This window comes from Xanthomonas sp. NCPPB 2632, assembly GCF_041228075.2.
GTDB lineage: Bacteria > Pseudomonadota > Gammaproteobacteria > Xanthomonadales > Rhodanobacteraceae > Luteibacter.
In genome coordinates this window covers 2,056,195-2,076,314 of record NZ_CM192979.1, presented here as the reverse complement: position 1 = coordinate 2,076,314, position 20,120 = coordinate 2,056,195, and the positions used below count along the sequence as shown (strand labels likewise).

Annotated in this window: 18 protein-coding genes; 10 read left to right on the top strand and 8 right to left on the bottom strand. The window is 67.3% G+C overall.

Features of this window, described 5'->3' with window-relative positions:
* Positions 1-161: 161 nt before the first annotated feature.
* Both AB8808_RS09325 and AB8808_RS09320 read right to left on the bottom strand, forming a co-directional pair.
* Positions 162-1,559: an MFS transporter gene (locus tag AB8808_RS09325; protein ID WP_369928747.1), complete on the bottom strand. Its 1,398-nt coding sequence runs from the start codon at positions 1,557-1,559 to the stop codon at positions 162-164.
* Between the two features lie 42 nt (positions 1,560-1,601).
* Positions 1,602-2,468, bottom strand: coding sequence for a pseudouridine synthase (locus tag AB8808_RS09320; protein WP_369928745.1), 867 nt, complete (start codon positions 2,466-2,468; stop codon positions 1,602-1,604).
* Between the two features lie 81 nt (positions 2,469-2,549).
* Between AB8808_RS09320 and AB8808_RS09315 the strand changes: the two genes are divergently transcribed.
* From AB8808_RS09315 to AB8808_RS09295, 5 genes are all read left to right on the top strand, one after another.
* Positions 2,550-3,593, top strand: a complete 1,044-nt coding sequence (locus AB8808_RS09315) for an HDOD domain-containing protein (protein WP_369928743.1) — start codon at positions 2,550-2,552, stop codon at positions 3,591-3,593.
* 72 nt (positions 3,594-3,665) lie between these two features.
* The gene (locus AB8808_RS09310; protein WP_369928741.1) at positions 3,666-3,920 is read left to right on the top strand and encodes a hypothetical protein; all 255 of its coding nucleotides are present in this window, start codon (positions 3,666-3,668) and stop codon (positions 3,918-3,920) included.
* A gap of 37 nt (positions 3,921-3,957) precedes the next feature.
* Entirely contained in the window at positions 3,958-4,860 is a 903-nt protein-coding gene (locus AB8808_RS09305) for a restriction endonuclease (RefSeq protein WP_369928739.1), read from the top strand.
* A gap of 124 nt (positions 4,861-4,984) precedes the next feature.
* Entirely contained in the window at positions 4,985-7,354 is a 2,370-nt protein-coding gene (locus AB8808_RS09300) for a phosphoketolase family protein (RefSeq protein WP_369928737.1), read from the top strand.
* Positions 7,351-8,379 carry an acetate/propionate family kinase gene (locus tag AB8808_RS09295; RefSeq protein WP_369928735.1) on the top strand — a complete coding sequence of 343 codons (1,029 nt, stop codon included), beginning with the start codon at positions 7,351-7,353 and terminating at the stop codon, positions 8,377-8,379. Before AB8808_RS09300 ends, AB8808_RS09295 begins: the two co-directional genes overlap by 4 nt.
* Before the next feature lie 85 nt (positions 8,380-8,464).
* On the opposite strand, the gene AB8808_RS09290 is transcribed toward AB8808_RS09295, so the two are convergent.
* Positions 8,465-9,982 carry a fumarate hydratase gene (locus tag AB8808_RS09290; RefSeq protein WP_369928733.1) on the bottom strand — a complete coding sequence of 506 codons (1,518 nt, stop codon included), beginning with the start codon at positions 9,980-9,982 and terminating at the stop codon, positions 8,465-8,467.
* A gap of 116 nt (positions 9,983-10,098) precedes the next feature.
* Here AB8808_RS09290 and AB8808_RS09285 point away from each other — a divergent pair, with 116 nt between their 5' ends.
* The 5 genes from AB8808_RS09285 (at position 10,099) to AB8808_RS09265 (ending at position 15,859) form a co-directional block, all read left to right on the top strand.
* Positions 10,099-11,064, top strand: coding sequence for a thioredoxin family protein (locus AB8808_RS09285; protein ID WP_369928731.1), 966 nt, complete (start codon positions 10,099-10,101; stop codon positions 11,062-11,064).
* 206 nt (positions 11,065-11,270) lie between these two features.
* On the top strand, positions 11,271-11,891 hold the full coding sequence (locus AB8808_RS09280) for a PadR family transcriptional regulator (protein ID WP_369928729.1): 621 nt from the start codon (positions 11,271-11,273) through the stop codon (positions 11,889-11,891).
* Positions 11,888-12,652: a siderophore-interacting protein gene (locus AB8808_RS09275; protein WP_369928727.1), complete on the top strand. Its 765-nt coding sequence runs from the start codon at positions 11,888-11,890 to the stop codon at positions 12,650-12,652. The genes AB8808_RS09280 and AB8808_RS09275 overlap by 4 nt, the downstream gene beginning before the upstream one ends.
* A 123-nt stretch (positions 12,653-12,775) precedes the next feature.
* Positions 12,776-14,884 carry an AsmA family protein gene (locus AB8808_RS09270; RefSeq protein WP_506193258.1) on the top strand — a complete coding sequence of 703 codons (2,109 nt, stop codon included), beginning with the start codon at positions 12,776-12,778 and terminating at the stop codon, positions 14,882-14,884.
* 78 nt (positions 14,885-14,962) lie between these two features.
* Entirely contained in the window at positions 14,963-15,859 is an 897-nt protein-coding gene (locus AB8808_RS09265) for a DMT family transporter (protein ID WP_369928724.1), read from the top strand.
* A gap of 70 nt (positions 15,860-15,929) precedes the next feature.
* Here the strand turns inward: AB8808_RS09265 and AB8808_RS09260 are convergent, their stop codons facing one another.
* The 5 genes from AB8808_RS09260 to orn form a co-directional block, all read right to left on the bottom strand.
* Positions 15,930-16,112 (bottom strand): hypothetical protein, encoded by a 183-nt coding sequence (locus AB8808_RS09260; protein ID WP_369928723.1) that lies wholly within the window; start codon positions 16,110-16,112, stop codon positions 15,930-15,932.
* A gap of 71 nt (positions 16,113-16,183) precedes the next feature.
* A complete protein-coding gene (locus AB8808_RS09255) occupies positions 16,184-17,119 on the bottom strand; it encodes an isopenicillin N synthase family dioxygenase (RefSeq protein ID WP_369928721.1) in 936 nt (311 codons plus the stop codon).
* A 16-nt stretch (positions 17,120-17,135) separates the two neighbouring features.
* Positions 17,136-18,539 (bottom strand): phosphoglucosamine mutase, encoded by a 1,404-nt coding sequence (gene glmM / locus AB8808_RS09250; RefSeq protein WP_369928719.1) that lies wholly within the window; start codon positions 18,537-18,539, stop codon positions 17,136-17,138.
* A 77-nt stretch (positions 18,540-18,616) separates the two neighbouring features.
* Positions 18,617-19,516 carry a dihydropteroate synthase gene (gene folP / locus AB8808_RS09245; protein WP_369928717.1) on the bottom strand — a complete coding sequence of 300 codons (900 nt, stop codon included), beginning with the start codon at positions 19,514-19,516 and terminating at the stop codon, positions 18,617-18,619.
* A complete protein-coding gene (gene orn, locus AB8808_RS09240) occupies positions 19,516-20,085 on the bottom strand; it encodes an oligoribonuclease (RefSeq protein ID WP_369928715.1) in 570 nt (189 codons plus the stop codon). Before orn ends, folP begins: the two co-directional genes overlap by 1 nt.
* Positions 20,086-20,120: the final 35 nt, after the last annotated feature.

The following is a 20,120-nucleotide window of genomic DNA, read 5'->3' as shown; positions in this document are numbered from 1 at the left end:
TCCGCAAACACCAAATGTAGGAGCGCACGATGTGCGCGAAAAACCAACCACGCGAAGAAGACCTAACCCATCGACGAAGCCGCGACCCCGGATCGCGCACATCGTGCGCTCCTACACGCGGCGTTTGTAGGAGCGCACGATGTGCGCGATCGGGGATAACGTTACCTCGCGCGGTGACCGCTCATTTCCGCACCGGCATTCTTCGGCAGCAGCAGGCACACCGGCGCGGCGAGCACCGAGACGAAGGTGACCACCAGGAACGCCACGCTGAAGTCCGGCAGCAACGCGTGTTCGCGGCCGTGCCAGGTGACCGACGCATGAAGCGCCGCGGCGGCGACGCAGATGCCCAGTGAGAGCATCAGCTGCTGGAACGTGGTGTAGAAACTGGTGGCGCTGGAGAACCGTTCGCTGGGTATATCCGCGTAGGCCACCGTGTTGTAGCCGGTGAACTGCAGCGACTGGAAGAATCCGCTCATCAGCAGTACGGCGTAGATGATCCACAGCGGCCAGTCGGGCCGGAATGCGGCGCACAACGCCACACAGCACATCGAGAACACGCCGTTCCAGACCAGCGTGGCGCGGAACCCCCAGCGGCGCAGCACCGGTGCGGCGGTCGCCTTCATCAGCATGGCGCCCAGTGCGGAGACGAAGGTGATGACGCCGCTGTGCGCGGCCGACATGCCGAAACCCAGCTGCATCATCAGCGGCAGCAGGAACGGCACCGAGCCCGCGGTGATGCGCGTGAGCGACCCCGCGATCACCGACAGGCGGAACGTCGGAAAACGCATCAGCGACAGGTCGAGGATGGGATGGGTCACGCGCTGCGCATGCCATACGTAGACCGCGCCGACCACGATGCCGGCCACGATCAGCCCGGTGGAACCGAGCACGGAGGTCACCCCGCGACTGGCCATTTCCAGGCCGAACACCAGGCAGGACAGCGATACGCCCGACAGCACGAAACCCAGCTTGTCGAAGCGCATCTTGTCCGGGATGCGGATATCGGGGATGTAGCGCGAGGCCAGCCACATGCCGACCAGGCCGATCGGCACGTTGATGTAGAAGATCCAGCGCCACGACACCCAGGTGACGATGAATCCGCCCAGCGGTGGCCCGATCACCGGGCCGATCAGCGCCGGCACCAGTAGCCACGACATGGCACTGACCAGTTCCGATTTCGCCACCGAGCGCAACAGCACCAGGCGTCCCACCGGCACCATCATGGCGCCGCCGATGCCTTGCAACAGGCGCGAGAGCACCAGCAGCGGCAGGCTGCCGGAGATGCCGCACAGGATGGAGCCGACGGTGAAGATGGCGATGGCGGCGCGGAACACGTTGCGCGAGCCGTAGCGGTCGGCGATGGCCCCGCTGGCTGGAATGAACACCGCCAGGCTGAGCATGTACGAGGTGAGCGCCACGCTCATGTGCAACGGGGACACGCCGAACGACTCGGCCATGGCCGGCAAGGCGGTGGCGAGGATGGTGCCGTCCAGTTGCTCCATGAACATCGCGCTGGCGATGATGAGGGCGACGGTGCGAAAGCCGGGAGCGGAAGTCATCCGGGTGGAGGTAACGAAGAAGGCGTAAGTCTGCGCCCGCCGCTACGGAAGATCGAGTGAAAGGTTGCTTAGAAATGCCCGCTCCTGCCCCGTCAGCGGATCGACGAAGCGGAGTTCCCGTGCCAGAAGGCGCAGCGGCTGGTCGAAACCGGCGGGCTCGTCGCGCAGCTCCGGGTACACATGATCGCCCAGGATGGGCGCACCCAGGGCCGCCATGTGCACGCGCAACTGGTGCTTGCGACCGGTGACCGGTTGCAGGCGGTAGCGCCAGACCGATGCGCCACGCGCCAGCACTTCGATCCGTGTGCACGCGTTCGGCGTGCCCGGCACTTCGGCCACGCGGAAGAACGGCTCGCCCCGCTCGATCCGGCTTTCCCGCACATGCGGCATCGCCAGGGTCGGCAGCGGCGGCGCCAGCGCTTCATAGGCCTTCACGATGCGCCGCTCACGGAAAAGCCGGGTGTAGGCATCGCGCGTGTCCGGGCGCGCCGAGAACATCACCAGCCCCGCCGTGCCTCGATCCAGGCGGTGCAACGCCACCAGCGCGGGGTTGCCCAGGCGACGCATCAACCGCACGGAAAGGCTCTGCTCGACGAAGCGGCCGGCGGGCATGGTGGGCAGGAAATGCGGTTTATCGGCCACCACGATATCGTCGTCGGCGTAGACGATGCCTTCAGCGAAAGGGATGACCGGCTCGTCGGCCACCTCGCGGTGGTAGGTCAGTACGCCGCCGGGCCGGTACGGCATCAACCGGTCCACGGGCACATCGTCCACCGCGACCGCCCCGCGCGTCATGCGCTCGATCCATGCCTCGCGGCCGATCGCCGGAAACCGTTCGCAGAGGAAATCCAGCAAGGACGGCCAGGCACCGCGAGGCAGGACGATACGGCTGGGTGGGAGCGCTTCCATCGCAAGATTGTATCGCTCAAGTCCTTCGTGGCGCGGCCGCCATATACTGTACGTCTTACCCTCCCCTCCCCAGAGGCATCCGTGATCGGCCGGTTCTTCCGCAAGCTGTTCGGCAACCGTGGCGCCGCTCCCGCGATGCACGCGCGTGCCTTGTCCGTGCCCGTGGCGCCCGTCGCCGTCGGCACGCCGTTCGTCCCTGTCGACGCACCGGCGGGCGCGCTTGCCGCCGACGAGGTGGAAGACCGCTTCTACCGCCTGGTGCTGGGCGCGGCGGCATCGCCGGACCCGGGCATGAGTGCCCATGAGCAGGCCCTGCTGCGTCGCCTGCGCGAGGCCTTCGGCGGCGAGCGCTTCGACGTGGCCCTGCTGCCGCGCCTGCCTGCCGTGGTGCCGCAACTGATGCGCGCGCTGCGCAACGACGCCAGCGACAGCCGCATGCTGGCCGAGCAGGTGGCCCGCGACACCGTACTGGTCGGCGAAGTCATCCGCGTGGCCAACAGCGCGTTCTTCCGGCCGGCCAAGGCAGTGACGGGGCTGCCCCAGGCGATCACCCTGCTCGGTCACGACGGGCTCCGCCGCGTGGTCATGCAGCTGGTGATGCGCCCCATCCTGCGCACCGGTGAAGGCGCCGCGCAGCAGGCGGGCGATCGCCTGTGGGAGCACGCCGAGCGCTGCGCCCGTGCCTGCGCGCACCTGGGTCAAGGCACCTGCGATCCGTTCGAATCGTTCCTCGCCGGGCTGGTCAGCCATACCGGCGCCCAGGCCATCCTTGCCGAACTGGACAAACACGGCCCGGCCGCGCCCGTCTACAGCCGTCGTTTCGTCGCAGCACTGGCCCAGCAGATGGAGCGCCTGTCGCTGCACGCGGCCCGCCACTGGGATTTCCCCTCGCGGGTGGTCCAGGCGCTGGCCGAACGCGCCGACCCGGCCGACGCAGGCGCTCGCACGCCCCTGGGCCGCGCGTTGCTCGCCGCCAGCCGCGTGGCCATGCTGGACGTGATGGTGGACAACGGCCTGGCGGAGGCCGACGCGGTGCTCCTGGCGGGCCCCGATCCGACCTTCACGCAAGCCCAGCTCGTGGCCTGTCAGGACCGGGTGCGAACGGCACATACGGCCGAGGCCTGATCCGCGTCCCCGCGCGGCAAATTTGCCCGAAATGCCCATAAAGCGGGCACATCCGGGGCCGATAGTTAATCCATGTACCGATGGATAACGATCATGGCGGGTGGCCCGCAGGACGGCGAGCGGATTCGCCGCGACTTCTACGCGCCACGGGCCCATCCCCCCGCCATTCGCGCGGACGACGGCAAGGTCTGCTGCCCCGTCGCCATGCATGTGGAACTGTCCCACGCCGTGTGCGTCGTGGTGCACCCGGATGCCTGCGACGCGCAGGTGGAACGCGCCGTGGACACCATGATGGACGCGGATACCGCCGTAGCCGACCGGGTATGATGTCGCCCTGATTCCCCCGGCAGGACGTTCCAGAACGATGTTTGCGGCACGACAGACTCCGTCCCCCGGAGGCGATGCCCTCGCGCGCCTCATCTGGCAGGATTTCGAGCACCTGCTGGCCGAGTACTATCGTGGCCAGGGCTACCACGTGGAGCGCCACAACGCCTCTCGCTCGCTGCAGGCCCCGAAGGGCGGCATCGACCTGCGCCTGCGCCGCGGCAGCGAGACCGTGGTCGTCCAGTGCAAGCACTGGGACGCCGAGGAAGTGCAACTGGCCGACGTCAACGAACTGCTCGGCAACATGCTCAACGAAGCCGCCAGCCGCGGCATATTCGTCACCCGTGGCCGCTACAGTCGCGAGGCCGCCGCGTTCATGCGCCGCCAGCCGCGGCTGCAACTGGTCGATGGCGACATGCTCCGGGCGATGCTCAAGCTGCCCGAACGCGTCGATACGGCGCGGACGACGCGAAGCGAGCGCACGCCCGGCCTGCCGCGACGCCACGCCACGGGCGTGCCTTCCTGGCTCGGGCCGGCGCTGCTGGCGTTCGCTATTGCCGGCCTGCTCGCCCTGTTCGTCTGGCGCACGGTAACGCGCCACGACGAACCGGCGCCCGCGCCGCCATCCGCCAGCACAGCGGACAGCCAGGCCCACGCCGTGGCGCCAACCTCCGTCGACGTTTCGGAATCCGTCGGGGGCACCGGAGGCACCACGTCGCCGGCTGCGGTGCAGCCGCCCCTCCCACCGGCCCTGCCGCCGTTGAGCGGTGCCTCCGGCATCGTCAACAAGGTCGCACCGCTCAATCCGCCCTCCGCCATGCGCGAGATCGCCGAGCGCGAGCGGCTGCGCCAGTCATCCGAAGACGCCCGCAACGCACGCCTGCACGAAGACGGCATGAAGGTGCTCGAACGCAGCACCCGCGAACTGGGCTCGCACGATTGATCGCCCGTCGGGCGTGAGCGGCGTTTGGTCGCGGCCCGCAACCTCCTGAGGGCGGTTCATTTCACGCCGGGGCAATCCCCACGCGCCTAGCCTTCCGGGAGACCCCTGTCGCCTGGAAGCCTCCATGACCGAGACGCTTGCGCCCGATTTGCTACGCCGCATGCACGCCTACTGGCGCGCCGCCAACTACCTCACCGTGGGCCAGATCTACCTCCGCGACAACCCGATGCTGCAGCAGCCTCTCCGGCGCGAGCACATCAAGCATCGCCTGCTCGGGCACTGGGGCACCACCAGCGGCCTCAACTTCATCTACACCCATCTGAACCGCGTGATCGTCGAACGCGACCTGGACATGATCTACGTCATGGGTCCCGGACACGGCGGTCCCGGCGTGGTCGCACACACGTATCTGGAAGGCTCGTACACCGAGGTCTATCCGCATATCGATCGCAGCGAAGCGGGCATGCGCGAGCTGTTCCGGCAGTTTTCCTGGCCGTACGGCATTCCCAGCCATGTCGCGCCGGAAACACCGGGTTCCATCCACGAAGGCGGCGAACTGGGCTATTCGCTGTCGCATGCGTTCGGCGCGGCATTCGACAATCCCGACCTGGTGGTGGCCTGCGTGGTGGGCGACGGCGAAGCGGAAACCGGCGCGCTGGCCACCGGCTGGCACTCGAACAAGTTCCTCAACCCGGCCCGCGACGGCGCCGTGTTGCCCATCCTGCACCTCAACGGCTTCAAGATCGCCAACCCGACCGTGCTGGCGCGCATCCATCCGGACGAACTGCGCGACCTCATGCGCGGCTACGGTTACGAGCCGCACTTCGTCGAAGGCCATGAGGCCGAGCCGATGCACCAGGCGTTCGCGGCGGCACTGGACACCTGCCTGGACGAGATCAAGCGCATCCAGGACGAGGCGCGCAGGGAAGACGCAGCGGATGCCGTACGGCCGCGCTGGCCGATGATCGTGCTGCGCAGCCCCAAGGGCTGGACGGGCCCGAAGGAAGTGGACGGCAAGCCGGTGGAAGGCACCTGGCGTGCCCATCAGGTGCCCATCGCCGACTTCACCTCGGACGAGCACCTCACCATCCTCGAAGACTGGATGAAGAGCTACGACGCGCACGAGCTGTTCGACGAGCGCGGCCGTTTCCGCGAGGAGTTCGCCTCGCTGGCGCCGACCGGCCGGCGCCGCATGGGCATGAACCCGCACGCCAACGGCGGCCTGCTGCTGAAACAACTGCACATGCCGCACTTCCGCACGTTCGCCGAGGACGTGCGCACGCCGGGCGACCACAAGGCCGGCGCCACCGCGGTGCTCGGCAACTTCCTGCGTGAAGTGATGCGCCAGAACATGCAGACCTTTCGCCTGTTCGGCCCCGACGAAACCGCGTCCAACCGTCTTCAGGCTGTGTACGAGGCCAGCGGCAAGACCTGGATGGCCGGGCGCGAGGCCGTGGACGAAGACCTTTCGCCCGCCGGTCGCGTGATGGAAGTGCTGAGCGAGCACCAGTGCCAGGGCTGGTTGGAGGGCTATCTGCTCACGGGGCGACACGGTCTGTTCTCGTGCTACGAGGCCTTCATCCACATCATCGATTCGATGATGAACCAGCATGCGAAGTGGCTGAAGGTCACCCGCACCATGTCGTGGCGGCCGCCGATCGCGTCACTCAACTACCTGCTCAGTTCGCACGTGTGGCATCAGGACCACAACGGCTTCTCGCACCAGGACCCGGGTTTCATCGACCACGTGGCCAACAAGAAGTCCGAGATCGTGCGCATCTACCTGCCGCCGGATGCCAACTGCCTGTTGTCCGTGGCCGACCATTGCCTGCGCAGCCGCCATTACGTCAACGTCATCATCGCCGGCAAGCAGCCCGACTGGCAGTGGCTGGATATCGAGAGCGCGATCCGTCATTGCGCGGCGGGTGCCGGTATCTGGCATTGGGCCAGCCGCGGCGTGGAAAACCCCGACGTGGTGATGGCCTGCGCGGGCGACGCGCCTACCGTCGAGGTGCTGGCCGCCGTGATGCTGCTGCGCGAATACGTGCCCGATATCCGCATCCGCGTGGTCAACGTGGTGGACCTGATGTCGCTGGAACAACCCGACGAGCATCCGCACGGCATGGACGACGACGTGTTCGACGACCTGTTCACCAAGGACACGCCGGTGATCTTCGCCTTCCACGGCTATCCGGGCATCATCCACAAGCTGACCTATCGCCGGCACAACCACGACAACATCCACGTGCGCGGCTACAAGGAAGAAGGCACCACCACGACCGCGCTGGACATGATGGTGCTGAACAACATGGATCGCTTCCAGTTGGCGCTGGATGCGATCAACCGCATTCCCCGCCTTGCCGGCGAGCGCGAGAAGGCCGAGCAGCGCTACTGGTCGGACATCCAGAGGCACAAGCTCTACGTCAGCGAGCACGGGCAGGATCTTCCCGAGGTCCGCGACTGGCAATGGAAGGCCGAGGAGACCGACGCGTGAGCCCGCCCGGGCATGTGTTGGCGCTCAACACGGGATCGTCGTCACTGAAATACGGGTTGTATCGCGTCGACGGCAAGCGGTGCGAGGCATTGTTCTCGGGGCAGACCGAGGGCGCGGTGGATAACGATCCCCTCTCGGCCCTGCTCGCTTCGTTAAGCGAGCAGGACCTGCCCGCGCCCGACGCCATCGGCCACCGCATCGTGCACGGCGGTCCGAACGTGCGTAAGCACGCGCGGATCGACGCGGCGATGATGGAACACCTGGAACAGGCGTGCGCCTTCGCACCGCTGCACGTGCCGCCGGCGGTGGCGCTGGTGAAACAATGCGCGGCACGTTTCCCTGGACTGCCCCAGGTAGCCTGCTTCGATACGGCCTTCCATGCGTCGATGCCGGCGGTAGCGAAGACCCTGCCCTTGCCGGCGGACCTGCGCGAGGGCGGCATCGAACGCTACGGTTTCCACGGGCTGTCGTACGAATCCATCGTGCGGCAACTGGGTGACGACCTGCCCTCGCGCGTGGTCATCGCGCACCTGGGCAACGGTGCCAGCCTGTGCGCCGTGCGCGACGGCCAGTCGATCGACACCACCATGGGCCTCACCCCCACCGGCGGACTGGTCATGGGCACGCGGCCGGGCGACCTGGACCCCGGCGTGCTGCTGTACCTGATGCGCGAGCGCGGCTACGACGCCGACGCGCTGGAAACCCTGGTCGATCGCGAGGCCGGCCTGAAAGGACTCTCCGGCGGCACCAGCGACATGCGCGAACTGCATGCCACGGACAGCGAGGCCTCGAAGCTGGCCCAGGACGTGTTCGTCCATGTCGCCCGCAAGCACGTCGCCGCCATGGTCGCCTCCCTCGGCGGCATCGACCTGCTCGTCTTCACCGGCGGCATCGGCGAGCACGACGAAGTGACCCGCGACGCGATCCTTGCCGGCCTGCGCTGGATCGGCGACTTCGCCTCACGCACCGTCCCCACGCAGGAAGACGAACAGATCGCCCGCCACACGTACACCCTGACCATGTAGGAGCGCACGATGTGCGCGAAAAGCCAACAACGCGACGATGCGGCAACCCCCATCGCGCACATCGTGCGCTCCTACATGTCCTTGCTTACACCACCACCACGGGAATCTTGCCGATCTTCGAGCGCCATTCCTTCGGGCCGGTCTCGTGCACCGACGTGCCGGCACTGTCGACGGCGACGGTCACGGGCATGTCCTTCACCTCGAACTCGTAGATCGCTTCCATGCCCAGGTCTTCGAAGGCCAGCACCCGCGAGGCCTTGATCGCCTTGGAGACCAGGTACGCCGAGCCGCCGACGGCCATCAGGTACACGGCCTTGTTGTCGCGGATGGCTTCGATCGCGGCGGGACCGCGCTCGCTCTTGCCGACCATGCCCAGCAGGCCGGTGGTCTCGAGCATCTGCCGGGTGAACTTGTCCATGCGCGTGGCCGTGGTCGGGCCGGCGGGGCCGACCACTTCGTCGCGCACGGGGTCCACGGGGCCCACGTAGTAGATGAAGCGGTTGGTGAAGTCCACGGGCAGCGTCTCGCCGCGGTTCAACATGTCGATCATCCGCTTGTGCGCAGCGTCGCGGCCCGTGAGCAGCTTGCCGTTGAGCAGGATGGTCTCGCCCGGCTTCCAGTCGAGCACGTCCTCGCGGGTGATGGTGTCGAGGTTCACCCGGCGACCCTTGGACGCGTCGTAGGTAAGCTTCGGCCAGTCGTCCAGCGACGGCGGATCGAGCGACACCGGACCGGAGCCGTCCATCACGAAATGGGCATGGCGGGTAGCGGCGCAGTTGGGGATCATCGCCACCGGCAGGTTGGCCGCGTGGGTCGGGTAGTCCTTCACCTTGATGTCGAGCACGGTGGTGAGGCCACCCAGGCCCTGCGCGCCGATGCCCAGCGCGTTGACCTTCTCGTACAGCTCCAGGCGCAGCTCTTCCGCGCGGTTGGACGGGCCGCGTGCGATGAGGTCGACGATATCGATCGGCTCCATCAGCGCCTCCTTCGCCAGCAGCATCGCCTTCTCGGCAGTGCCGCCGATGCCGATGCCGAGCATGCCCGGCGGGCACCAGCCGGCGCCCATGGTGGGCACGGTCTTCAGCACCCAGTCCACGATGGAGTCGGACGGGTTGAGCATGGCGAACTTCGACTTGGCTTCCGAGCCGCCGCCCTTGGCGGCGACGATCACGTCGAGGGTATCGCCCGGCACGATCGACACGTTGACCACGGCCGGCGTGTTGTCGCGGGTGTTCATGCGCTTGCCCGCCGGATCGGCCAGCACGGAGGCGCGCAGCTTGTTGTCCGGGTGGTTGTAGGCCCGGCGCACGCCTTCGTTGACCATGTCCTCGACGCCCATCGTGGCGTCGTCCCAGCGCACGTTCATGCCCACCTTGAGGAAAACCGTGACGATGCCGGTGTCCTGGCAGATCGGCCGGTGGCCCTCGGCGCACATGCGCGAGTTGATGAGGATCTGGGCGATGGCATCCCGGGCCGCCGGCGACTCTTCACGCTCGTATGCGGCGGAAAGGTTTTTGATGTAGTCGACCGGGTGGTAGTACGAGATGTACTGGAGGGCGTCGGCGACGCTGGTGATGAGGTCGTCCTGCTTGATCGAGGTCATGGCGCTTGGGCTGGCTCGCGGCGGCTGGCAAAGCAGCGATTTTAGCGCACCCGGCGGTGTAAGGTGCCGGGCCTCGGGCCGGTCTGTTCCCCGTACCCATGCACATCGGAGTTTTCATGCGTCAGCTACGTACCGTTTTCCTCGCCCTGCTGGTGGCCGTGTCCACCCTGGCCGCCGCGACGCCCGCCCTGGCGGCGCAGACCGCGCCGGAGTTCGCCGGCATCGCCAACTGGCAGAATTCCGGGCCGCTGACGATGAAGGGCCTGCGCGGCAAGGTGGTGCTGATCGATTTCTGGGCGTATTCGTGCATCAACTGCCTGCGCACCCTGCCCCACGTCACCCGCTGGTACGACCAGTACAAGGACAAGGGCCTGGTGATCGTCGGCGTGCATTCGCCGGAATTCGCCTTCGAGAAGCAGGACGCCAACGTCCGCGACGCCATCGCCAAATACAACATCAAGTATCCCGTGGCCCAGGACAACGACCTGGAAACCTGGGACGCCTGGGACAACCAGTACTGGCCGGCCGAATACCTGGTGGACCAGCGCGGCAATGTGGTGGCCCATCATTTCGGCGAGGGCAACTACGCCGAGATGGAAAACGCCATCCGCACGCTGCTCGGCCTGCCCCGCCTCGCCGCCACCACCGAGAACGACAAGGACGCCCCCGATTTCAGCCAGTTGGGCTCGCCGGAGATGTACTTCGGCAGCGAGCGCAGCAAGAACAACGCCAGCGCCGGCGGCGACAGCACCGGCACGCGCGACTTCACCGCCCCGTCGCGCCTGGAGCTCAACCAGTTCGCCCTGGTCGGCAAGTGGGAAATCGGCCGTCAGAATGCGTCCCTGGTCGGCTCGACCGGCGAGATCCGCCTGCATTTCAAGGCGAAGAAGGTCCACATGGTGGCCAGCGCCAACGACCCGATCACCCTCCAGATCGCCGTCGACGGCAAGCCGATGGCCCCGGTGACCGTGCAGAAGAGCCAGCTCTACACGTTGTTCGACGGTGACGGCTACAAGGACCACGTGCTGACCATCAAGATCGATAAGGCCAACTTCCACGCCTTCACCTTCACCTTCGGCTGATCCAGACGCCGAGGGGTAGGAGCGCACGCTGTGCGCGAAAAGCCAACGGGGCGGCGACGCGGCGACCCTGTTCGCGCACATCGTGCGCTCCTACGACGGCAGGTCGAGGCCCCGCCCGCACGCCGTCCGGGCTTGGCACCTATTGCACGAGTGTTTCTTAAGATATATCGTACGACCACTACGTACGATATATCTGGAGCACCCCCATGCACTTTTTCCATCACGCCAAACACCGCTTCCACGACACCATGTCCGCCATGGCCATGGGCCGCGGCGGTCCAGGGGGTCGCTTCGGCGGCGGCCCGTTCGGCTTCGACGATCGCGGTGACGGCATGCGCGGTGGCCGCGGGGGCGGCCGCTTCGGCGGGCGCATGTTCGGCCACGGCGACTTGCGCCTCTTGCTGCTGGCCCTGATCGAGGAACAGCCTCGCCACGGCTACGAACTGATCCGCACCATCGAGGAGATGTTCGACGGCCAGTACAGCCCCAGCCCGGGCGCCATCTACCCCACCCTGACCATGCTCGAGGAACTGGGCTACGCGCGGGTCGAGGCGGAAACCGGCGGCAAGAAGCTCTATGCCATCACCGAGACCGGCAGCGCCTTCCTGCGGGACAACCGTGACACGCTGGAGGCCCTGACCGAGCGCCTGCAGGTGATGTCCCGGCACATGCGCCGGATGAGCGTGCCCAACGAGGTGCGCGAGGCCATGCATACGCTCAAGCACCAGCTCATCAATCACCACAAGGGCTGGGACGACGCCGAGCTGAAGCGGGTCGCGCAGCTGATCGAGGCCACGGCCCGGGCCATCGCGGAGCGCAACGCATGAACGACGCCGTCCAACGCCACGCCATCACCCGTGTCCGCCACACGCTCAAGGCACGCCGGCTGACGGTCTCGCGCGTGCAGAACCTCTCCCCGCGCATGGTCCGGGTCACGCTCACGGGCGACGACCTGGAGGGCTTCGTCACCGCATCGCCCGACGACCACGTGAAGCTGTTCTTTCCCGTGGAAGGCGGTGCGATCAACGCGCCGACGATGACGCCGGAAGGTCCGGTCTACCCGGAGGGCGTCACCCCCTCGCCCGCCCGCGATTACACGCCAAGGCGCTACGATGCGACCCGCAACGAGCTGGACATCGATTTCGTCCTGCATGGCGAGGGCCCGGCGTCCACCTGGGCCGAGCAGGTAAAGGTCGGCGATACGATCGGCCTGGGCGGCCCCCGCGGTTCCTTGATCGTGCCGGACGACTTCGACCACTACGTGCTGGTCGGTGACGAAACGGCCCTGCCGGCCATCGGCCGCTGGCTGGAAGAGATGCCCGCCACCACGCGGGTCACGGTGCTGGTGGAAGTGGCAGCCGGCGAGGAACGCCAGGTGCTGGCCCGCGACGTGCACTGGTTCATCCGTGGCGCGTCCACGCCGTCGCTCGACGACATGCTGGCCGCGTTGCCCGTGCCCGCCGGCGACACCTTCTGGTGGGTGGCGGTCGAGTCGGCACGGGCGCGCAAGCTCCGCACCCTGCTGGTGGAGACGCGCGGCATCGACAAGGACTGGGTCAAGGCCACCGGCTACTGGCAGGCCGACTGAGGCCCCGAACCTTAATCGCACCCTGTCATGAACACATAACCTTGTCGGCCTTCACGTTAACTCTGTCGCTGTTATGGGAGTGGAGGCAGGACGATGCGGCGTGGAAGGAAAATACTGGCGTGGGTGCTCGGGATCGTCATCCTGCTCATCGTGGCGATCGTCCTGTTCATTGCGTTCTTCGACTGGAACCGGTTGAAACCGACCATCAACGCCAAGGTGTCCGAGGCCATCGGCCGCCCCTTCGCCATCAACGGCGACCTGTCCGCGCACTGGTCGCGTGAGCCCGGCGAGAGTGGGCTCACCAGCCTCATCCCGTGGCCGCACTTCGAAGCACGCGACATCACCGTGGCCAACCCGGACTGGGCGAAGACGAAGCAGTTCGCCACGCTGGACTCCCTGCAATTCCGCCTGTCGCCGTTCCCGCTCATCTCCCACCGCATCGTGGTTCCCGAGATCCGCCTGGGCCAGCCGAAGATCGACCTGCAGCGAATGAAGAACGGCGACGACACCTGGACCTTCAAGCTTCCCGACAGCACCGGCCCGTCGGAATGGCAGCTGGAACTCAACGCCATCGTGTTCGACCAGGGCCACATCGACTTCAACGATGCGCAGACCCAGATCGCCATGGGCATCGACGTGACTCCGCTGACCAAGGGCATCCCGTTCGACCAGATCATGGCGCAGCAGGAAACCGACTCGCGCACGCAGGCGAAAAAGACCACCGGTGCCAGCGCGAAGACGATGGCCAGGAGCGATGCGGACGAAAAGGACCGCAACGACGAGACCAAGAAGAAGCAGGTCTACCTGTTCGCCTGGGATGCCAAAGGCACGTACAAGAAGGCCACGGTGACCGCCACGGCCAAGACCGGCGGCGTGCTGGCGCTGCGCGACGCGACCCGGCCCTTCCCCGTGGCGGCCGATGCCCGCTTCGGCGACACGCATATCGCTTTCGTCGGTACGCTGACCGACCCGGTCAACATGGGCGCGCTGGATATCCGGCTGTGGTTGTCGGGCACGAGCATGTCGCACCTGTACGACCTGACCGGCGTCACCCTGCCGGACACGCCGCCTTACGCGACCGAAGGCCACCTCAAGGCGAACCTGAAGAAGGGCGCCAGTGTCTTCACCTATGACCATTTCACCGGCCGCGTCGGTGGCAGCGACCTCGGCGGTAGCCTGACCTTCAATACCGGCGGCGCACGCCCCAGCCTCACTGGCGCGCTGAAATCCAACCAGTTGCTGTTCAGCGACCTGGCACCGCTGATCGGCGGTGGCACCAACAAGGAAAAGACCGAGCGTGGCGATGCGGTCAGGCAGCCCGACGACAAGGTGTTGCCGGTAGAACCCTTCAAGACGGACCGCTGGAACGCGATGGACGCCGATGTGGAATTCACCGGGGTGAAGATCGTCCACGGCGAGCGCCTGCCGATCGACAACCTGTACACGCACCTGGTCCTGAAGAATGCCGTGCTCACCCTCGACCCGCTGAAGTTCGGCGTGGCCGGCGGTACCGTGGGCAGCAACATCAAGCTGGACGGTTCGAAGACGCCCATGACGGGCGGCTTCAACCTCGGTGCGCGCCACATGAAGCTTAAAGAGCTGTTCCCGAGCTTCGAGCCGATGAAGACCAGCTTCGGTGAACTCAACGGCGATGCCTCGCTCACGGCCACCGGCAATTCCCCGGCCGCCCTGCTCGGCAGCGCCAATGGTGAGGTCAAGCTGCTGATCAACGATGGCGCCATCAGCAGCTCGCTGCTGGAGCTGGCGGGCCTCAACGTGGGCAGCTACGCGGTCAACAAGCTGTTCGGCGACGAGGTGGTCAAGATCAACTGCATGGCCGCGGACCTGGTGACCACGCATGGCGACATGGAATCGAAGCTATTCGCGTTCGATACGGAGAAGGCGCTGATCAACGTCACGGGCGACATCGACTTCAAGAGCGAGAAGCTCAACCTCGACATCGTGCCGCACACCAAGGGCTTCCGCCTGTTCTCGCTGCGCTCGCCGTTGTACGTGCACGGCACGCTGAAAAACCCATCGGTGGGCGTGCATGCTGGCCCGCTGATCCTGCGTGCCGGCGGCGCTGCCGCGCTGGCCGTGTTCGCGGCGCCGGTCGCCGCCCTGGCCGCGCTGGCCGTTCCCGAAAGCGGCAAGGCCGATGCTACCCAGTGCAAGCCTCTACTGGACGACATCCGCAGCACCCCGCCCAAGGCGCCCGCCGTCCGTAAATAAGGACGGCGGTCTCGCAGGGATCCCGCTGACGGACCGAAATGCTGGCGATCTCTTCCAGCCTTCGGCAAGCTTCCCCCCATGACCCCTGCCCGCAAAGCCCACCTCCAGATCCACTTCTGTGTCCTGCTCTGGGGCGTCACCGCCATCCTCGGCAAGCTCATCACCCTGGCGGCGCTGCCGCTGGTCTGGTGGCGCATGCTGCTGGTCTCGGTCACGCTGCTGTGCCTTCCGCGGGTATGGCGGTCGCTGCGTGCCCTGCCCCCGCGGCTGCTGCTGTCCTACGCCGGTATCGGGGTGATCGTCTCGCTGCACTGGCTGACCTTCTACGGCGCCATCAAGCTCGCCAACGCCTCCGTGGCGGCAACCTGCATCGCCCTGTGTCCGGCGTTCCTGTCCATCGTGGAGCCCTGGGTCGCGGGCAAGCGATTCGACGCGCGCGAGCTACTGATCGGCGCGGCCGTGGTGCCCGGCGTGGCGCTGGTGGCCGGTGGCGTGCCGGGGGAGATGCGGATCGGCCTGGCCGTGGGCGTGCTGTCGGCGATCTTCGTGGCGTTCTTCAGCGCACTCAACAAGCGGCTGGTGGACAAGGCGGATGCGCTCACCGTGACCTGCATCGAGTTGGGCAGCGGCACGCTGTTCCTCACCCTGCTGGCGCCGTTCATGGCGGGGCCGCTGTTTCCCGTGCCGGATCTGCATGATGGTGTCCTGATCGTGCTGCTGGCGTACGGGTGCACGCTGCTGCCGTTCGTGCTGGCGCTGACGGCGCTACGGCATCTGACGGCGTTCGCGACGCAGATGGTGACGAACCTGGAGCCGGTGTACGCGATCCTGCTGGCGATTCCGCTGCTGGGGGAGCAGCGGGAGCTGGGCTGGGCGTTCTATGTGGGGGTGGCGATCATCTTGGGCGCGGTGTTTGCGCATCCGTTCCTGCACCGGGGGGAGGTGGCGGGGGCTTCGGATCTGGTGGTGCCTTGAGGGGCTTGATGTTGTGGGGATCGCCGACATCGTCGGCTCCTACACGTGGGTACGCGGATCGAATGGGGGCTCAGGCGCGGCCGCGGGCGCGCATGGTGCGTTGGCGGCGGACGCGTTTGCCGGAGGTGCGGACGGTTTCGCGCTTGCGGGACGGCGAGGCGGCTGCGTCGCCGCGGGTTTTCGACCGGTGCGTTTTCAGGGCGCTGGACATCTTCGGGGCGATGCACATCTTGGGGGCGCGGGACGGCTTCATGGGTGCTCCGGAACGGGAACCGTGAGGTGCCATGCTGGGGACCTCACGGTGAAAAGCCCGCTAAGAAGTGGTCAGATCAGCTTGATCTGGCGCAGACGTTCCTGAAGATACTCGTGGGCCGTGATCGGCTCGGGGTAACGCTTCGGGTTGTCGGGGGTGACGCAGGACGGCAGCACGTCGAGCACCACGTCCGGGTTGGGGTGGAGGAAGAACGGCACCGAATAGCGCGGCTTGCGCGCGTTTGCATTCTTCGGGTTGACCACGCGGTGGGTGGTGGAGGGGTACACGTGGTTGGTCAGGCGCTGCAGCATGTCGCCTATGTTGACCACGATGGCGTCGCCCTCGGTGGTGATCGGCAGCCACTCGCCTTCGCGCGTGAGCACTTCCAGGCCTTCGGCGCTCGCGCCCACCAGCAGCGTGATGAAGTTGATGTCCTCGTGCGCGCCGGCGCGCTCGTTGGGCACGTCGTCGGCGACGATCGGCGGGTAGTGGATCGGGCGCAGGATGGCGTTGCCCGAATCGATCTTGTCGTCGAAGAAATGCTCCGGCAGGTCGATGTGCAGGGCCAGGGCGCGCAGCACGCGCGCGCCGAGCTCATCCAGCGCGTCGTACAGGCCGTAGCCCTTTTCCTTGAAATCGGGCACTTCCGCCGGCCAGATATTGGGCGGCATGACATCGGCGAAGACGGAATCGCGGGGAATCTCGCGCCCGATGTGCCAGAACTCCTTGAGATCGGCGAACTGGCTGTCCTTGGCGGTTTCCACCTTGAACGGGGTGTAGCCGCGCGCACCACCGCCGCCGGGGATGTGGTACTGGCGCTTGATGTCGTCGGGCAGCGCGAAGAAGCGCACGAACGCGTCGTACGCCCCGTCGATCGCGTCCTTGGGGATGCCGTGCCCGCTGATGCCGCAGAAACCGTATTCACGGTACGCCGCGCCCAGCTCGGCGACGAATGCCTCGCGGTCGGTGTCGTAGCGGCGGATATCGAGGGTGGGGACCTTCTTCATACGGCTTCCGGGTGGTTCAGGCGGCTGCCTGGGCCGCCGATTTTACGGCCTCGGCCAGTCGCGCCGCCAGCCGTTCCACTTCCGCCGCGTCGGCCGCCTCGATGGTGACGCGCACCAGCGGCTCGGTACCCGAGGCGCGCAGCACCACGCGCCCGCGGCCTTCCAGCACGCCTTCCACCTCGGCCAGCGCCTGCCGCACCGTCTCGCTGCCCAGGGCCTCCTTGGCGCCCGGCATGCGTACGTTGACCATGGTCTGCGGCAACTTGACCAGGCCGGCACGGGCCTCGGCGAAGGTCTCGCCGGCCTCGACCAGGCACTCCAGCAGGGCCAGCGCGGCCACGATGCCGTCGCCGGTGGTGAAGCGGTCCAGGCACAGCACATGGCCGGAGGTCTCCCCGCCCAGGATGCCGCCGTGCTCCTTGAGCTGGCGCAACACGTAACGATCGCCCACGTTGGCGCGCAGGAACGGTATATCCATGGCGCGGAACGCGCGTTGCAGGCCGTAGTTGCTCATGGACGTGCCGACCACGGGGCCCGGCAGCGCGCCCTTGCGCTGCCAGTGGCGTGCGATGACGTAGAGCATGTCGTCGCCGTCGGTCACGGTGCCGTCGGCATCCACCACGCGCACGCGATCGCCATCGCCGTCGAAGGCGATGCCGAGGTCCGCGCCGCGCTCGACCACCGCCTGGGCCAGCGCCGCCGGCGCGGTGGAGCCCACGCCGCGATTGATGTTCAGGCCGTCAGGCTCCGCGCCGATGGTGGATACCTCGGCGCCCAGCTCGCGGAACACCTTGGGCGCCGCGTGATAGGTGGCGCCGTGGGCGCAGTCCAGCACGATGCGCAACCCGCGCAGCGAGAACTCGTCGGCCACGGTGGCCTTGCAGAATTCCGCGTACTTGGTCACCGCGTCGTCCACGCGGCTGGCCTTGCCCAGGGCCTCGGAGGGCACGGTGGCGAAGTCGGCTTCCAGCTCGGCCTCGATCTCCGCTTCCAGCTCGTCGTCCAGTTTCTCGCCCTGGGCGGAAAAGAACTTGATGCCGTTGTCCTGGTGCGGGTTGTGCGAGGCGCTGATGACGATGCCGGCGTCGGCACGCAGCGAGCGCGTCAGGTATGCCACGCCGGGCGTGGGCATGGGGCCGAGCAGGCGCACGTCGGCCCCGGAGGCGACCAGGCCGGCTTCCAGCGCGGCTTCGAACATGTAGCCGGACACGCGGGTGTCCTTGCCGATCACCACCATCACCTTGCGGTTGGGGTCGCGCCGGTCCGCGGCGGCGCCGGGCACGCGGCGCTCGGTGCCACGGCGGCGCGCCAGCACGGCGCCGGCGGCACGACCCAGGCGCAGGATGAAATCCGCGCTGATCGGGTAGGTGCCCACACGGCCACGGATGCCGTCGGTGCCGAAGTATTTACGTTCGCTCATGGGTGGAACATCCTTTCGGGGATCGAAAGGATACTCCTCGGGGCGCCAACGGTCCGCCCGGCCGGACGGACTAGGCCTTATTCGTCATCCGGCCAGCGCGGCATGGACGGGCCCGCGGGCCGGGGCGCGCTGTCGCCGGCACTCACGGCCTGCCAGACGGCCAGGGCGTCCACCGTGGCTGCTACGTCGTGGACGCGGACCAGCAGCGCGCCGCGCTGCACGGCGACCAGGGCCGCCGCCACCGAGCCGGAGACGCGCGCGCGCGGGTCGTCCCGGCCGGTCAGGCGGCCGATCATCGATTTACGCGACACCCCGACATACGCCCCCGCGCCCAGTTCGGCGAAACGGGCGGTGGCCCGCAACAGGGCGAGGTTGTGCTCGAGGGTCTTGCCGAAGCCGAAGCCCGGGTCGACCAGTACGCGGCGGCGGTCGATGCCGGCCAGCTCGCAGGAGAACAGCCGGTCGGTGAGGAAGCGGTGCACTTCGCCCACCACGTCGTCGTAGTCCGGGGCGTCCTGCATGCCCCGCGGCTCGCCTTGCATGTGCACCAGGCACACCGGCACGCCGAGTTCGGCGGCGGTGTCCAGCGCGCCCTCGCGGCGCAGTGCGAACACGTCGTTGATCATGCCCGCGCCCGCGCCGACGGCGGCACGCATCACCTCCGGCTTGGACGTATCCACGGACAGCGGCACCGTGGTCGCCGCGGCCAGCCGCTCGATCAACGGCACGATGCGCCGGATTTCCTCGGCGGTATCGACATCCGCGGCGCCCGGCCGCGTGGATTCGCCGCCGATATCCAGCATGTCGGCGCCCTCCTCCACCAGCCGCAACGCATGCGCATAGGCGGCGTCGAGGGTGGCGTGACTGCCGCCGTCGGAGAAGGAATCCGGCGTGACGTTGACGATGCCGACCACGCGTGGACGGTCCAGGAGCAGCGCGCGCCCGTTGCAGTCCAGCGAGGTGGCGAAGGGGTTCATCAGCCGGCCTGCTGCGGGCCGCCGAGCGGGCCCATGAAGCGGCGGTAATGACGCAGTTCCTCGATGGAATCGCGGATATCGGACAGCGCCGTGTGCGCGGAATCCTTGTTGAAGCCGCGCGCGATCTCCGGCGACCAGCGGCGCGAGAGCTCCTTCAGGGTGGACACGTCGAGGTTGCGGTAGTGGAAGAAACGCTCCAGCCGCGGCATCTCGCGATGCAGGAAACGACGGTCCTGGCAGATGGAGTTGCCGCACATGGGCGATTTGCCCGCCGGCACCCACTGGCGAAGGAACTCGATGGTGGCGGTCTCGGCCTCGCCGGGCACCGCGTCCGACTCCACCGCGCGGCCCCACAGGCCCGAACGCATGTGCTGGTTGCGATTCCACGCGTCCATCTGCTGGAGGCGCGCGTCCGCATGCGAGATGGCGAAGACGGGGCCCTCGGCGAGAACGTTCAGGTCCTTGTCCGTCACGATCGTGGCGATCTCCAGGATCGAATCGTTGTCCGTGTCCAGACCGGTCATTTCCAGGTCGATCCAGATGAGGTTGTCTTCGTGCGCTGGCGTCATGGGAGCTCCTTCGGGTATCGCGCAGTCTAGCGGCA

Bases quoted from the DNA above. Each gene is read 5' to 3' on its own strand.
- glmM (WP_369928719.1), bottom strand. From the start codon at position 18,539: ATGAGCGAACGTAAATACTTCGGCACCGACGGCATCCGTGGCCGTGTG.
- AB8808_RS09275 (WP_369928727.1), top strand. From the start codon at position 11,888: ATGAACGACGCCGTCCAACGCCACGCCATCACCCGTGTCCGCCACACG.
- AB8808_RS09310 (WP_369928741.1), top strand. From the start codon at position 3,666: ATGTACCGATGGATAACGATCATGGCGGGTGGCCCGCAGGACGGCGAG.
- folP (WP_369928717.1), bottom strand. From the start codon at position 19,516: ATGAACCCCTTCGCCACCTCGCTGGACTGCAACGGGCGCGCGCTGCTC.
- AB8808_RS09255 (WP_369928721.1), bottom strand. From the start codon at position 17,119: ATGAAGAAGGTCCCCACCCTCGATATCCGCCGCTACGACACCGACCGC.
- AB8808_RS09285 (WP_369928731.1), top strand. From the start codon at position 10,099: ATGCGTCAGCTACGTACCGTTTTCCTCGCCCTGCTGGTGGCCGTGTCC.
- AB8808_RS09290 (WP_369928733.1), bottom strand. From the start codon at position 9,982: ATGACCTCGATCAAGCAGGACGACCTCATCACCAGCGTCGCCGACGCC.
- AB8808_RS09260 (WP_369928723.1), bottom strand. From the start codon at position 16,112: ATGAAGCCGTCCCGCGCCCCCAAGATGTGCATCGCCCCGAAGATGTCC.
- AB8808_RS09280 (WP_369928729.1), top strand. From the start codon at position 11,271: ATGCACTTTTTCCATCACGCCAAACACCGCTTCCACGACACCATGTCC.
- AB8808_RS09305 (WP_369928739.1), top strand. From the start codon at position 3,958: ATGTTTGCGGCACGACAGACTCCGTCCCCCGGAGGCGATGCCCTCGCG.
- AB8808_RS09325 (WP_369928747.1), bottom strand. From the start codon at position 1,559: ATGACTTCCGCTCCCGGCTTTCGCACCGTCGCCCTCATCATCGCCAGC.
- AB8808_RS09265 (WP_369928724.1), top strand. From the start codon at position 14,963: ATGACCCCTGCCCGCAAAGCCCACCTCCAGATCCACTTCTGTGTCCTG.
- AB8808_RS09300 (WP_369928737.1), top strand. From the start codon at position 4,985: ATGACCGAGACGCTTGCGCCCGATTTGCTACGCCGCATGCACGCCTAC.
- AB8808_RS09320 (WP_369928745.1), bottom strand. From the start codon at position 2,468: ATGGAAGCGCTCCCACCCAGCCGTATCGTCCTGCCTCGCGGTGCCTGG.
- orn (WP_369928715.1), bottom strand. From the start codon at position 20,085: ATGACGCCAGCGCACGAAGACAACCTCATCTGGATCGACCTGGAAATG.